A 13,952-nucleotide genomic window follows, 5' to 3' on the forward strand; every position below is an offset into this window, starting at 1 on the left:
GCTGAATGATTCAGCCGCCAGTTTTTATACTTACCTTTATCAAACCGTCTGTTCCAACACCTTTTCGGCACAGCGGATCCCGTCCACCGCGGCGGAAATGATGCCGCCCGCATATCCAGCGCCTTCTCCACAGGGATAAAATCCCCGGAGCAGCGGCGACTGATACGCTTCATTCCGCAGAATCCGAACCGGAGAAGAACTGCGGCTTTCCACCGCCGTCAGCACTGCGTCCGGGTATGCAAAACCGTGCAGATAGCGGTCCATTTGCAGAATCCCCTGCCGCATGGAATCCACGATTGTCTCAGGAAGGCAGTCGTCCAAGGAACAAGGTTGGACGCCCGGCCGATAGGTTGGCTGCACCCCTCCCAATCCCCTGGACGCATGCCGCTGCAAAAAGTCTTCTACCCTCTGTACCGGTGCGGCATATGCGCCCCCACCTAACTGATACGCGCGTTCTTCCAGCCGCCTCTGAAACTGCACACCCGCCAGTGGGGAATCATCTCCGTAATCCGCCGGGCCGACGCCCACCAAGAGCGCCGCGTTGGCATTCTGCCCATCGCGTGCAAAATTGCTCATACCATTCGTCACCAGCCGCTTATCCTCACTGGCGGCTGCCACGACACTTCCGCCGGGACACATGCAAAAAGTATATACGCCTCTTCCGTTTGGCAAATGGACTGCAAGCTTATAATCCGCCGCGCCCAGCGCCAGATGCTCTGCAAATTTGCCATACTGTGCCCGGTTTATCAGCGCCTGCGGATGCTCGATACGCGCACCGACGGAAAACAGCTTTGGCTGCATGGGAATTTTCAGTTGATCCAATCGAAAGAATGTGTCCCGTGCACTGTGTCCCACCGCCAGAATCACGGTTTCCGCTTCCAACACATAAGCTTCGCCAGTTTGCGGCTGTATCTGTATGCCTGCTATGCGGCCATCCTTTGCCAGAAAATCCACAACTGTAGAATCAAAATGAACCGTGCCGCCCAAACGGCAAATGGTCTCCCGAATCTGCCGAACCGCGCCGGGCAAACGGTCTGTTCCAATATGCGGTTTTGCCTCGTATAAAATTTCTTCCGGAGCCCCTGCCGCAACAAATTCCTCTAAAACTTTTCTGGCGCGCTTATCCTTTGTGCCTGTGTTCAGCTTTCCATCGGAAAACGTTCCCGCGCCGCCTTCTCCAAATTGCACATTGCACTGTGGATTCAGGTTGCCTGTCTGCCAGAACTGTTCCACCGCTTTTGCACGATCTTCCACCGCCTGACCACGCTCCAAAACAATGGGTCTCTGTCCCGCCTGTGCCAAAATCAGCGCGGCAAAAAGGCCGGCCGGACCAAATCCCACAACCACCGGTCGGACCGGCATCGGGCGGCTTTGAGGAAGCTCATATTGATAAGGAAGCGCCTCCTGAATTTTTCGATCCCCTCTGTTGCGCAGGTGCGCACATTCGCATTCGACTGTGCAGCTAAAGTGCACATCGCTTTTTTTTCTGGCGTCCACCGACTTTTTCCAAAGCCGCAGACGTTTCACCTCCCCCGGTGCAACACCCAATCGCTTTGCCGCCAAAATCTGCAAATCGTCCATGGTCCCATCCAGCGGAAGCGTAATTTCTGAAATTCTATAGTTCAACCCTGTCCCCTCCGCGTCAACGTTTTTTCTCTAAAGAGGCTGCACAGGCTTTGCCCGCGATCAGCCCTGTACTCCAGGCCCAATGCAGATTGAAGCCACCGCAGTCCCCGTCGATGTTCAACAGCTCACCCGTCAGATAAAGTCCCCTGCATCGATTGGACTCCATCGTATCCATGCAGAGTTCCTGCAAAGGCACGCCGCCCGCCGTGACCTGCGCGCTGCTCCAAGGCATCACGCCTGTAATGGGAAAACAGAACGCCTTTGCCATTCGCGCCGCCGCGCGAAGCTGTCCGGTGCGGAAACCGTGAGCTGCCTGGGGAAGGTCCGGAACCGCCAGACGTAAGATTTCTCGCCCAACTGTTTTGTTGAGCAGCCCGCTCATAAGGTCGGCGCCCGGCAATTGTGGCAGCTTTTCTGCTGTTTTGCACAACATTTGAAAAATCGATTGTTCCGTATATTCCGGCAGCAAATCCAAAGACACTTCTAACTTTCTATTTTTCCGCAACAACGGTTCCACATTGCGGGAAAGCTCAAACATACAAATACCGGAAAGACCATGTTCGGTAAACTGCACTTCCCCAGCCGATCTCTGCAGCTCTTTTCCATCGCACCATAGAATCGCTTCCGCCATACTGCGCATCCCTTTGAGGGGCTTTGCCCGCTTCGGTTCCGTCTTCATCTGTACCAGCGCCGGATGCAGGGGCGTCACACTATGGCCTAACGCCTGCACCATGCGATGCCCGCTGTCATTCGCACCCAACTGCGGATACGCAAGCCCGCCGGTTGCCAGAATTACACGGCGGGCTTGTATCGTTCGTTCATTTGAAACCAGCGTAAAACCGTTCTTCTGCCGGGCCGCACGGCTGACCGGGCAATCACAGAGTATCTCTACACCATACTGCTCCGCCTGCTGCCGGAGGATGTCCAGCACAGAAGCCGCCTGCAGGGAATAAGGGTAAATTCTTCCCTCATCCAGCTCCCGGCAGAGCAAACCCAACTCCTCAAAAAATTTTAGTATTTTCTTCGGCGGGCACCGCTCCAGCACAGGTGCGGCCAGTTTTCTGTCTCCATGATAATGCGCGGCAGCGATGTTTTGATTGGTCAGGTTGCAGCGGCCATTGCCGGTTGCAAGCAGCTTTTTTCCAATGCGCGCGTTCCCTTCCAAAAGAACAACATGCAGCGGCTGTTTCATCTGTTCCACCTGTTTAGCTGCGGATAAAGCTGCCGCCAGCCCCGATGCGCCACCGCCAACCACCGCAATATCATACAATTCCCGCATGCTTTTCCCTGCCTCTGATCAATTTTATAAAATCGCGCCCAACAGGCCATAAGACAAAATTACCATGATGACATCCGCTGTCAACGTACCCAGCACAATAGACGTCATCGCGTGCTTGAACCGCATGCCGATCAGGGCCGCTACCAGTGCGCCCGTCCACGCGCCGGTTCCCGGCAGTGGAATGGCGACAAACAAAAACAGGCCTAACGTCTTGTACTTTTCAATCGATTTGCTTTTCCGTTCAGCCTTCTCCTCCAGTTTATGGACCAACTTGACCAACCTGGTATTCTTTAACCATTCCAGAATCTGCCGAATAAACAGCAAAATAAAAGGAATCGGCAAAATTGTTCCCACAAAGCAGATCACCATAGCGCGGAGCCAATCGACCTGCAGCAAGCTTGCTGCCAAAATTCCTCCGCGAAGCTCCAGAATCGGCATCATGGAGACCAAAAAAATAATTAACTCTCTGGAAGCGGAACTGCTGAGCCCATCGACAATCATTTGTACCAGTGAATCCATACATTCCTCCAATGTTTATAATTTCCGGAACCGGAGCAAGCCGCACATCCGGAACCATTTGTACCGTCTCTTTTCAGTCTTCCCTCTCCCCAGACAAAAATGAAAACTTCCATTAGTATAGACGATAAAAAGAACCTCTGCAACTATTTTGCGGCAAATTGAGAAAATGAAATGAAAACAGCCCCGGACAAAATCTGTCCGGGGCCATCCTCTAATGAATCTCAATATCAGGGAATATGTAATGATTTAGTCGGCAAAGTATCTCTTCAGCAGGCCGTTGAATCCGGCGCCGTGGCGGGCCTCATCTTTCGCCATCTCATGCACCGTATCATGAATTGCATCGTAGCCCAGCTCCTTCGCACGCTTTGCAATCTGGAACTTGCCGTCGCAGGCGCCCGCTTCCGCTTCCGCACGCATCTGAAGATTTTTCTTGGTGCTGTTGGTCAGCACTTCACCCAGAAGCTCCGCGAACTTTGCCGCATGCTCCGCCTCTTCAAGCGCATATCTCTTAAATGCGTCCGCAACTTCCGGATAGCCTTCACGTTCCGCCTGGCGGCTCATCGCAAGGTACATACCAACTTCACAGCACTCGCCGTTAAAGTTTGCCACAAGGCCCTCATAGACCTCTTTATCGCAGCCGGAAGCCACGCCAACCTCATGCTCACAGGTAAAAGAAGCGCCTTCCACTTTCTCTACAAACTTTTCCTTCGGCGCTTTGCACTGCGGGCAAAAATCCGGCGCAGTCTCGCCTTCATGCACATAACCACATACAGAACACACAAATTTTTTCATGACCATTTCCTCCATATCAGATAATAATTATTATTTATAAAGACTCAATGTCTTTGTAAGCACTCTGAACAAGTTCCGCGGAAAATCACTTCGTTGCTTTCCACCTGCAGGCCATGCTCCTGCGCCACTTGTTTATTGACTCGCTGGCTGATAAACTCACCGGGAATGTCGATCACCGCACCGCAGCTTGTGCAAATAAAATGTGTATGCGGTTTTAAATCCCCATCGAACCGCTCCTGGCCGTTTACAACCCCGACACTGATGATTACGCCGTCGTTTTTAAACTGAGAGATGTTCCGATAGACCGTACCCAGACTTAAATCCGGATACGCAGGTTTTAGCTGCTGGTAAACCCATTCCGCAGTGGGATGAACTTTTGTGCCGCGGATCGTCGCCAAAATAGCCTCTCTTTTGCGGCTGAAGTTCTGCCTTTTTTCCATTTTGCTTTTCAAACCTCCTCTCCAATCAAGAGCTATCGTTTATCGTATTTTTAATAATGATTACTGTTCTTGACGTTATAATAGCACAAGATTTTCCATTTGTAAAGCCCCTGAAACAAATTTTTTATTACATCAGGAAAATCGCCAGATTTTCTACCTCTGAGCGCAACAGAAAGTTCTTTTCTGCCAAATGAATCAGACCCCACTCAGGAATTTAGAAAACGCAACTACTATTTTTATCAGAGGAATCACTCCCTCCGCATCGGGCGTTCAAAGGGGATAACTCCCCAACGTGTGTACCGTTGTACCCTTCTTGTTATTAGGAAGAACGATGAAAGAGAAAGCACGCTCTATTTAGAATAAGACGTACTTCACAAAGTGCTCATAGTCTCTCTACAAACAGAAACCATCTATCACACAAACTCAACTATTACTATCTCGTTTCCGTCAAGATCACTTAAGCGAACTTCGTAAGTTCCCCAATCGTATTTAATGGCTTCGGGCAGAAAAAGCCCCTTTTTCTTTAAACATTCCATTGTTAAATCAAGCGTTTTGGTTTGAAATACAAAGGATTGATGTCCAGTCGGCTGTACGTTGCATTTTTTGCAATCCCATATACAAAGGGTGGGCGTATTTTCTATAAAGCCAAAGTAAACCCCATTTGAATGATCATCATCGGTTTTAATAACGGGTATTTCCAACGTTTCCCTATAAAACGCAATCAGTTCTTTCGCTTGCTCAGAAAAAATATTGGTGCAGTAGTATCCTGTTATCATCTTCTCACCATCCCATAATCAGTTTCGTCTAATTACAAAATTTAAACAATCTTCTTCTGATCGCTTTGTCCACCCAAGGCCAAGAAACATGTAACCAGATTTTATCATTCTAATTTCAGCACATGGAAAGGTCAAACAGCTCATTCCATTCCTTCACGCCACTGTTCATCGCCCTGCTTATTGGCTCGGACTCCATTTTACCCTTTAAAGGATCGTATCACACACAGCAAAAATGATAATTTCATAGAATTTTAAAGATTTTATTGCCGCCAATTCTTTCTATATACATTAAAAAAATCATAAGGTTTTCAATCTCTAAACGTAACAAAAACATTTTCCTGCCAGGTTAACCGAAACGCATCCCGGACTCGAGAGGACTTGAGCATTTTTTACTTCTAAGCGATATGAAAGCAGCAGGAACGCGATCTGCCGCTGTTCCTGCTGTTGGCCGGTCATTTTTTTTCTTTTTTGGGTAAGGCAAACACATCCAGGAACTGCTGTGCCAGAACATTATACTCGTGATGCTGCAAAATGTACGCTTTGCCGCGCCGGCCCATCTGTTCCAACTCTTCTTTTGGCAAGTCAGCCAGCTGTACGGCGGCAAGCGCAATTGCAGCGCTGTCTTCCGGCTCGATGGATACACCGCAGCCGGAGTCAGCCACCATGTCGTTACCCGCATCAATGGCAAAGATCACAGGCTTGCCTGCCATCATATAGTCCATCAGCTTGTTTGGGCTGACGCCAAAGCGGAACAAAGGCTGGCGCTGCAATCCAACATATAACGCGTCAAATTGCGCCAGCAGCTCCGGTACCGCATCCCGTTTGACCGCGGGAAGCAGCTCCACATTTTCCTCCAAGTGAAGGTCTTTCACCTTTTGCGTCAAACGGTCGCGTTCCGGCCCCTGGCCCACCAGAATCAGCTTGATCTTCTTTCCGTGCAGCTCTCTGCCCGCTTCGACCAGGCTGTCCAGCCCGTTGGCAATACCGTGCGCGCCTGTATAGCCAATCAGGAACCAGCCGTCGCGATGATACTTCTGCAAAATATCCGCATAAACAGGTGGATTGTGCGGCTCCTGCTCCCAGTCCTCTTTGACAATTCCATTCGGTACATAAATGAATTTGCCGTCTGCCAGGCCGTGCTCCTTCATATGCGCCTCCGCACAAGGCAACAGGGAAACCACGTAATCACTGTATTTGTAGCAGTCGTTCTCTGCTTTCTGCATCAGCATGATATACGGATGATGCGGGTTCATTCCGCCCAGCTCGATTGGACTGAGCGGCCAGAGGTCGTGCACTTCATAGATCAGCAGGCCGCCGTATTGACGGGTAAGCTTCCGCGCGGGGTAAATATCCAACGGATAGGTGGAGGAGGCAATTACCGCGTCGGCTTTTCCCTCTTTGACAATCTCGGCCCGGTATTTTTTCAGCCCGTGCAGGAATGAAAGCATATTTTTGATGCGTCCCAGCCCGTTTCCCTGATATGACGGCCCGTCAATCCAAAAATAGCGGACGCCATTGTACCATTCCTCTTTGGTCTTTTGTCCCTGCATATCCGGATTTTTAGTGCGCAGGTGGGAAAAGGAGCTGGCAACGATCGTCACCTGATGGCCCGCCTCCGCCCAGCGTTTCGCCATAAAATAGGGCCGGTACTCCATGCCGTGTCGGTCGGAGCCCGCGTAATGGTTGATATATATGATATTCAAAATGAATCACTCCGCATCTTTTTTCAGAGCATTTGCAATCTTCTCGCTGGCCTTCCCATCGCCGAACGGCATTCTGCCGCGCGCCGCCGCGTCCACCTGCGTATGCAGCGCTTTTTGCAAAATATCTTCCGTGGTGAGGTCCGCAAGAACATTCCAGCCGCCCGCCAGCGTCTCCACCCACTCGGTTTCCCTGCGCAGAGTGACACAGGGAACCTCCATAAACCACGCCTCCTTCTGCAAGCCGCCGGAATCGGTCAGCACCTGGCAGGCGTTGGAAGTCAGGAGCAGCATCTCAAGATACCCGACCGGGTCGATCAGTTGGATATTGCGGAATCCGCCCTCTGTAATCGCGCGCTCCGCGAGTGGGCGGGTGCGCGGATGAATCGGCAGCACCACCTGCTGCGGAAGCTGCTCAAAGGCACGGAAAATACGCAAAATTGCTTCCAGTCCACCGTCCGTCGTCTCCGCGCGGTGCAGGGTCGCAAGGCGGTAGTGCTTCGGCTGAATGCCCAATTGTGCAAAAACAGCGGTCTTCTGCGGATTCTTTTTCGCCACCTCTAAAAAATGCAGGACGGAATCGAGCATCACGTCCCCGGTAATCTCTACCCCGCGCGTGACGCCTTCTTTTTGCAGGTTGTCCGCCGCCGTCTGTGTGGGGCAGAACAGCCATTGGGAAATGTGGTCCGTCAATACGCGGTTCTGTTCCTCCGGCATACGCATGTTGTAGGAACGCAGGCCTGCTTCCACATGCGCCACGGGAATATGCAGCTTGGAGGCCGCCAGCGCGCCGGCCAGCGTGGAATTGGTATCCCCGTACACCAGCATCACATCGGGCTTTTCCTGCAAAAGCACGTCTTCAATCTTCATAAGCATCTCGCCGGTCTGATGTCCGTGAGATCCGGACCCAACCCCCAGGTTGTACGCCGGACGCGGAATACCAAGCTCTTCAAAAAAGACGTCGGACATATTCTTATCGTAATGCTGTCCGGTATGGACCAGCACTTCCTCACACACGCTTTTCAGCGCCTCGGAGACAACCGAAGCCTTCACAAACTGCGGCCTTGCACCGACTACTGTAACAATCTTCATCTTTTATCCTCTCTGGTAGCGCACATCGGCGTCCTGCATGTCCAATGTGGAGAATTGCAGGCCATCAAATTTGACCGGCAGGCCGGTCTTCTGCGACTGATATGCGGCCAGAATGATCTTCATCGCCTTCATGCCCTCCGCGCCGCTGACCAACGGCTCTTTTCCACTGTTGACCGCCTCAATATAATTTTTATAGAGCGCCGTGTGGCCGCTTCCGTAGACGTTTTTGGGATCCGTGCCGACCAGCTGAGCAACCTCTTCATCCTGCGGCGCCGGCTCGGCAAACTTCCAGGTTTCCACCCGGTTGACCGCCAGGCCCCCAATGACCGCTGCACCCGTCTCGCCAAAGACGGAGAGCGTCTCCTCCAAATTCTTCGGATACACACAGGCGGTGCCCTCTACAATGCCAATTGCGCCATTTTTAAAGCGGATCAAAATTGCGCCAAAGTCTTCCGCCTGTATATCGCGCAGGAAATTGCCCGTCATTGCCATCACCGTGTCCGGCTCGCCGCCGAGACTCCACTGCAGCAGATCGATATTGTGAATGCACTGGTTCATCAAGGTTCCGCCGTCCTGCGCCCATGTACCGCGCCACGGCGCCTGTTGATAGTACGGCATGGTGCGGTTCCAGAGAACCCGCGCGGTTCCGTTGACCAGTTTGCCAAAGCGCCCGTCCTCCAGTGCGCAATGCAGCTGCTGGATCGGATCGTTAAACCGGTTCTGATGACAAACGCCGAGGGTGACGCCGTGCTCCTTCGCCTCCTGAATCATCTGTTCCGCGTCTGCGGTGGAAAGCGCCATCGGTTTTTCAATCAGCACGTTTTTGTCCGCGCGGATGCAGTCCAGCGCAATGGCTGCATGGTAACCGCTCTCCGTCGCAATGGCACAGCAGTCCACATCCGTCTGCTCCAGCATCTTTTTATAGTCCGTATAGACTGTCGGACGGACACCCATCAGCTCCTCATATTCAGCCGCTTTTTGTTCCGCGCGCTCCGCAACCGGATCGCAAACCGCTGCCAACTCACAAAGCTCCGTATTTTTCGCCGTGGCGACAATATGATTCTTGGAAATACGGCCGCAGCCGATCAAAGCAAAACGAAGTTTTTTCATCACTAACATCCTTTTTTCAGTAATATTTCACAGGCTTTCTCATCCCGATATACTCCGCAAAATCCCCCCGTTGTGTGAAACGGGGGGATTCCAGACAAAGAAAATTAAAGCAGTTCAATATTGGAACGATCCGCAACGTTCTTCATTGCGTTTCTGGTATCAAAAACCTCTTTGCTCAGCTTTTGGATGCGGTCGTAATCAAAACACGCATGGTCGGTGCAGATGATCGCAATGTCCGCCTCCTGCAGCATGGCGTCGGTCAATTCCTTTGCGCCGGTATGCACGGCGCCCTTGTGTTTATATTCCGGGATATACGGGTCGTAAAAAGTGGTCACCGCCCCCTGTTCATTCAGGCGGTCGATCACGTTCAGCGCCGGGCTTTCGCGGTAGTCGTCGATGTCCGGCTTATAGGCCACGCCAAGCACCAGCACCTTCGCGCCGTTCATGGCAACCTTATTTTTGTTCAGCACCTTCATGGCGCGGTCGACAACATACTCCGGCATTGCGGTGTTGATCTCGCCGGATGTCTCAATCAGGCGGGTATGGTAATCAAACTCGCGCGCCTTCCAGGCCAGATAAAACGGATCGAGCGGAATGCAATGGCCGCCCAGGCCCGGGCCCGGATAAAACGCCTGAAAGCCGTACGGCTTTGTTTTTGCCGCATCGATGACCTCCCAGACATTGATTCCCATGCGGTTGCAGATGATCGCCATTTCATTTGCCAGGCCGATATTGATGTTGCGGTAGGTATTTTCCAACAGCTTCTCCATCTCAGCGACCGCCGGGGAGGACACCTCATGAACGCCGCCCTCCAGCACATTGCGGTACAGCTCGGCCGCCACCTCGGTGGAATCCTTGCCTACGCCGCCGATGACCTTCGGCGTATTCTTCGTCTTATACTGCTTATTGCCGGGGTCCACGCGCTCCGGAGAAAACGCCAGATAAAAGTCCTTCTGGCATTTCAGGCCGCTCGCCTCCAGAATCGGCTGGAGCAACTCCTCCGTCGTACCCGGATAGGTAGTGGATTCCAAAACGATCAGCATGCCCGGATGCATGTACTTTGCCACGGACTCCGTGGAACCCTTCACATAGCTGATGTCCGGCTGCTGGTACTTGTCCAGCGGCGTCGGCACGCAAATGGCGACTGCGTCCACATCCTTGATGAATGAGAAATCGGAGGTAGCGGAAAGCTTGCCGGATTCCACGACTGCTTTAAACACATCATCCACAATGTCGCCGATGTAATTGTGCCCCTCGTTGACGGACTGTACCTTTGCGTCCTGTACATCGAAACCAATGGTCTTGTAACCGGATTTCGCAAATTCTGTCGCAAGCGGCAGTCCCACATAGCCAAGGCCGACAATTCCGATTACCGCGGTCTTGTCCGCAATTTTATCCAGCATTTGCTTTTTCACATCAGACATCCTTCATACCTACCTTATTTCATATTTATTGATTCGCGACGGTTTTTTGAATCACATCGCAGATTTGATCGACTTCTTCCCGGGTCAGATAGCCGTGCATCGGCAGGCTGAACACCCGGTCACACAGGTCCTCGCAAATGGGCAGGTCGCCCTTTTGATACCCCAGCGGCGCATAAACCTTCTGTAAGTGCAGCGGAATGGGATAATAGATCATGGAGGGAATTCCCTGCTCCTTCAAAGCAGTCAAAATGATCTCTCGCTGAGCAGCGTCCTTTGCCTTAACGGTATAATACCCAAAGCTGGAAAAATATCCATCCAGGATGCGCTGCGGCTCCACAATTCCCCGCAGCCGCTCCGCATAGCGGTCCGCCATCGCATTGCGGACTTTGATCTCCTCATCCAGCGCATGGAGCTTTGGAATCAGAATCGCCGCCTGCAGGGTATCCAGCCGTGCATTCAACCCCAATCGGACATTTTCATATTTATAGGAGCCTTTGCCATGCACACGAATGGAAATCAGCGCCTGGTACATCTCCTCGTCGTTTGTAAAAATCGCGCCGCCGTCACCGTAGCAGCCCAGTACCTTTGCCGGGAAAAAGCTGGTGGCCGATACATCACCAAAGCAGCAGGCACGTTTTCCATTGATTGCGCCGCCAAAGCCCTGCGCGGCGTCCTCCATAACAAAGAGGCCGTGTTCCCTGCAAATTTTCTCAATTGCCGGATAATCCGCAGGCTCACCGAACAGGTCCACAGGGATCACCGCTTTGGGGGTGAGCTTTCCCTCCCGCAGCACCCTTTCAATCTGGCTGCTCAGGGATTCCGGATCCATCATAAAGGTTTCCGGGTCAATATCACAGAAGACCGGCGTCGCGCCTGTCAGGCTCACTACCTCCGCCGTTGCAAAGAAGGTAAAGCCCGGCACAAAAACCGCGTCCCCCTCGTGGATATTCTTTGCCATCAGGGGCATCAATAAAGCATCCGTACCGCTGGAAACCGTCACACAGTATTTCATCCCCGTGTAGGCGCACAGCTCCTTTTCCAGCTGTTCCACGTGCGGTCCGGATATAAAATGACAGCCGTTCAGTACATCTGCCATTCCTGCGTCAATTTCCTTTTTCAGATGCGCGTACTGCGCCGCCAGGTCATTAAACTGAATTTTTTTCATCTATCTGTTTTCCTCCTCAAGGCCATCCGGGCCTTGAATGTAGCGTCTCTCACACTTAGGGCAAACCAGAGACCCGTCCAGCGCTTCACCGCATTCACAGGCCCAGCCGTGCTGTCTCGCAGGCACGCCCATCATGATCGCATGATTGGGGACGTCCCTGGTTACCACGCTGCCCGCCGCGATAAACGCATGCTTTCCGATCCGGTGGCCACAGACGATGGTCGCGTTTGCGCCGATGCTGGCGCCCTCGCCGATCGGTGTGCGCACATAGAATGCATGTCCGGTCTGCGGATATTTGCACCGCGGCCGCTGCACATTGGTAAACACCATGGACGGCCCGCAGAACACGTAATCACCCAATTCCACGCCGTCGTAAACCGAAACGTTGTTCTGAATTTTGCAGAAGTTCCCGATTTTGACGTTCGGCGCCACAAAGACATTCTGGCCCAACGTACAGTTCCGGCCTATGACGGTATCGCGGCTGATGTGACAGAAATGCCACACTTTTGTCCCTTCCCCAATCCGCGCGCCTTCGTCCACGCAGGCGCTGGGATGCGCAAAAAACGCACCGCTGCTGGTATCTGCCACACAAATGCCCCTTTTCTATGATCACAAAAAGAAACCGCCATTATGATGCAATTTGACAGTTTCCTTTCACAATTTATTCCACTACATTATATCTCTATGGCCCTTTTTAGTCAATCTTTCGGCATACAATTAGTGTTGACAATAAATATCAATCGTATTATGATTTATCCATAAATATTGTTAAAACCGTATACGGCGATTTGCAGGCGCAAGGCTGGCAAACGCCAATTTTGAATGAAAACGAGGCTAAACATGCATGAGCAATTTTAAAAAAAGGGAAGATTTCATTCCCTATAATGTTCCGGACATCACAGACGCGGAAATCAACGAGGTGGTGGATACCCTGAAATCCGGCTGGATCGCAAAAGGCCCGCGCACCAACCGCTTTGAAAAGGAATTCGCCGCATATTTGGGGGCGAAGCACGCGGTAGCCGTCAACTCCTGCACCGCGGCGCTGCATGTGGCTTTGATGACGCAGGACATCGGCCCGGGGGATGAAGTCATTACCACCCCGATGACGTTTGCGTCCACCGCAAATACCATTCTCCACACCGGCGCTACGCCCGTCTTTGCAGATATCGATTATCGCACCGGCTGCATTGATCCGGAAGAAATTGAACAGAAAATCACCCCGAAAACCAAAGCAATCGTTCCTGTTCACTATAGTGGGCAGGTCTGCGACCTGGACCGTATTTATGATATTGCCGATCAGCACGGCCTGTTTGTCAGCGAAGATGCGGCACACGCGCTCTGGAGCCGTTACAAGGGCCGTTTGATCGGCAACAAGCTGCCCGGGGCCGCCTGCTACAGCTTCTATGCCACCAAAAATCTGTGTACCGGAGACGGCGGTATGCTGGTCACCGACGATGATAAAATCGATGCAAAGGCACGTATCCTGGTCGGCCAGGGGATGAGCCACAATGCATGGAACCGCTATGCAAAAGGCGGCACCTGGAAATACGACATCGCGGAGCCCGGCTTCAAGTACAACATGTTCGATTTACAGGCGGCGCTGGGCCTGGTACAGCTTTCCCGCATGGAGGAAATGCAGGCGGCAAGATTACAGATCGCCGCAAGATACCAGGAGGCCTTTGGTAAGATCGACGCACTTGACCCGCCGTTCGTTCCTGATTACGCCACGCACTGCTGGCATCTGTATGTCCTGCGCATTGTACCGGAGCTGCTGACCATCGACCGCGACCAGTTCATTGTGGAGCTCAATGAACGGAACGTGGGCACCAGCGTACATTTCATTCCGGTGCACTATATGTCGGCTTATAAAAACCGATTCGGCTATCAGGAAAGCGACTTCCCGATGACCCAGAAGCATTTTGAACGGATCATCTCTCTGCCGCTCTACCCCACCATGACGGATGAGCAGGTAAATTATGTAATTGCTGCTGTAACAGACATTGTGGAAAAGTTCCACAAATAAATGAAA

13 protein-coding genes are annotated in these 13,952 nt (G+C 52.2%); 1 reads left to right on the forward strand and 12 read right to left on the reverse strand.

The annotated features are described in order from the left end of the window. Positions 1 to 39 precede the first annotated feature (39 nt). From BN2106_RS10325 to BN2106_RS10380, 12 genes are all read right to left on the reverse strand, one after another. The gene (locus tag BN2106_RS10325; protein WP_082236464.1) at positions 40 to 1,626 is read right to left on the reverse strand and encodes an NAD(P)/FAD-dependent oxidoreductase; all 1,587 of its coding nucleotides are present in this window, start codon (positions 1,624 to 1,626) and stop codon (positions 40 to 42) included. Between the two features lie 16 nt (positions 1,627 to 1,642). Beyond that, positions 1,643 to 2,905, reverse strand: coding sequence for an aminoacetone oxidase family FAD-binding enzyme (locus BN2106_RS10330; RefSeq protein ID WP_050698517.1), 1,263 nt, complete (start codon positions 2,903 to 2,905; stop codon positions 1,643 to 1,645). A gap of 24 nt (positions 2,906 to 2,929) precedes the next feature. Beyond that, positions 2,930 to 3,424 carry a COG2426 family protein gene (locus tag BN2106_RS10335; RefSeq protein ID WP_050698518.1) on the reverse strand — a complete coding sequence of 165 codons (495 nt, stop codon included), beginning with the start codon at positions 3,422 to 3,424 and terminating at the stop codon, positions 2,930 to 2,932. A gap of 246 nt (positions 3,425 to 3,670) precedes the next feature. After that, positions 3,671 to 4,216: an NADH peroxidase gene (locus tag BN2106_RS10340; RefSeq protein WP_050698519.1), complete on the reverse strand. Its 546-nt coding sequence runs from the start codon at positions 4,214 to 4,216 to the stop codon at positions 3,671 to 3,673. 44 nt (positions 4,217 to 4,260) lie between these two features. After that, the gene (locus tag BN2106_RS10345) at positions 4,261 to 4,656 is read right to left on the reverse strand and encodes a Fur family transcriptional regulator (RefSeq protein WP_050698520.1); all 396 of its coding nucleotides are present in this window, start codon (positions 4,654 to 4,656) and stop codon (positions 4,261 to 4,263) included. 413 nt (positions 4,657 to 5,069) lie between these two features. Continuing rightward, on the reverse strand, positions 5,070 to 5,432 hold the full coding sequence (locus BN2106_RS10350) for a VOC family protein (RefSeq protein WP_050698521.1): 363 nt from the start codon (positions 5,430 to 5,432) through the stop codon (positions 5,070 to 5,072). Positions 5,433 to 5,884: 452 nt separating this feature from the next. Beyond that, on the reverse strand, positions 5,885 to 7,135 hold the full coding sequence (locus BN2106_RS10355; RefSeq protein ID WP_050698522.1) for a glycosyltransferase family 4 protein: 1,251 nt from the start codon (positions 7,133 to 7,135) through the stop codon (positions 5,885 to 5,887). Positions 7,136 to 7,141: 6 nt separating this feature from the next. Beyond that, positions 7,142 to 8,224 (reverse strand): non-hydrolyzing UDP-N-acetylglucosamine 2-epimerase, encoded by a 1,083-nt coding sequence (gene wecB, locus BN2106_RS10360; RefSeq protein ID WP_050698523.1) that lies wholly within the window; start codon positions 8,222 to 8,224, stop codon positions 7,142 to 7,144. Between the two features lie 3 nt (positions 8,225 to 8,227). After that, positions 8,228 to 9,334 (reverse strand): Gfo/Idh/MocA family protein, encoded by a 1,107-nt coding sequence (locus BN2106_RS10365; protein ID WP_050698524.1) that lies wholly within the window; start codon positions 9,332 to 9,334, stop codon positions 8,228 to 8,230. Between the two features lie 104 nt (positions 9,335 to 9,438). Continuing rightward, complete coding sequence (locus tag BN2106_RS10370) at positions 9,439 to 10,758, reverse strand: nucleotide sugar dehydrogenase (RefSeq protein WP_050698525.1); 1,320 nt, start codon at positions 10,756 to 10,758, stop codon at positions 9,439 to 9,441. Positions 10,759 to 10,783: 25 nt separating this feature from the next. Further along, entirely contained in the window at positions 10,784 to 11,923 is a 1,140-nt protein-coding gene (locus BN2106_RS10375) for a DegT/DnrJ/EryC1/StrS family aminotransferase (protein ID WP_082236465.1), read from the reverse strand. Beyond that, entirely contained in the window at positions 11,924 to 12,511 is a 588-nt protein-coding gene (locus BN2106_RS10380; protein WP_050698526.1) for an acyltransferase, read from the reverse strand. A gap of 256 nt (positions 12,512 to 12,767) precedes the next feature. Here BN2106_RS10380 and BN2106_RS10385 point away from each other — a divergent pair, with 256 nt between their 5' ends. Continuing rightward, positions 12,768 to 13,946 carry a DegT/DnrJ/EryC1/StrS family aminotransferase gene (locus BN2106_RS10385; RefSeq protein ID WP_050698527.1) on the forward strand — a complete coding sequence of 393 codons (1,179 nt, stop codon included), beginning with the start codon at positions 12,768 to 12,770 and terminating at the stop codon, positions 13,944 to 13,946. The last annotated feature ends 6 nt before the right edge of the window (positions 13,947 to 13,952 follow it).

This window comes from Anaeromassilibacillus senegalensis (assembly GCF_001261775.1).
Lineage (GTDB): Bacteria > Bacillota > Clostridia > Oscillospirales > Acutalibacteraceae > Anaeromassilibacillus > Anaeromassilibacillus senegalensis.

Coding starts and splice junctions, on each gene's coding strand:
- BN2106_RS10330 (WP_050698517.1), bottom strand. CDS start 2,905: ATGCGGGAATTGTATGATATTGCGGTGGTTGGCGGTGGCGCATCGGGG.
- BN2106_RS10335 (WP_050698518.1), bottom strand. CDS start 3,424: ATGGATTCACTGGTACAAATGATTGTCGATGGGCTCAGCAGTTCCGCT.
- BN2106_RS10340 (WP_050698519.1), bottom strand. CDS start 4,216: ATGAAAAAATTTGTGTGTTCTGTATGTGGTTATGTGCATGAAGGCGAG.
- BN2106_RS10345 (WP_050698520.1), bottom strand. CDS start 4,656: ATGGAAAAAAGGCAGAACTTCAGCCGCAAAAGAGAGGCTATTTTGGCG.
- BN2106_RS10350 (WP_050698521.1), bottom strand. CDS start 5,432: ATGATAACAGGATACTACTGCACCAATATTTTTTCTGAGCAAGCGAAA.
- wecB (WP_050698523.1), bottom strand. CDS start 8,224: ATGAAGATTGTTACAGTAGTCGGTGCAAGGCCGCAGTTTGTGAAGGCT.
- BN2106_RS10365 (WP_050698524.1), bottom strand. CDS start 9,334: ATGAAAAAACTTCGTTTTGCTTTGATCGGCTGCGGCCGTATTTCCAAG.
- BN2106_RS10370 (WP_050698525.1), bottom strand. CDS start 10,758: ATGTCTGATGTGAAAAAGCAAATGCTGGATAAAATTGCGGACAAGACC.
- BN2106_RS10375 (WP_082236465.1), bottom strand. CDS start 11,923: ATGAAAAAAATTCAGTTTAATGACCTGGCGGCGCAGTACGCGCATCTG.
- BN2106_RS10385 (WP_050698527.1), top strand. CDS start 12,768: ATGAGCAATTTTAAAAAAAGGGAAGATTTCATTCCCTATAATGTTCCG.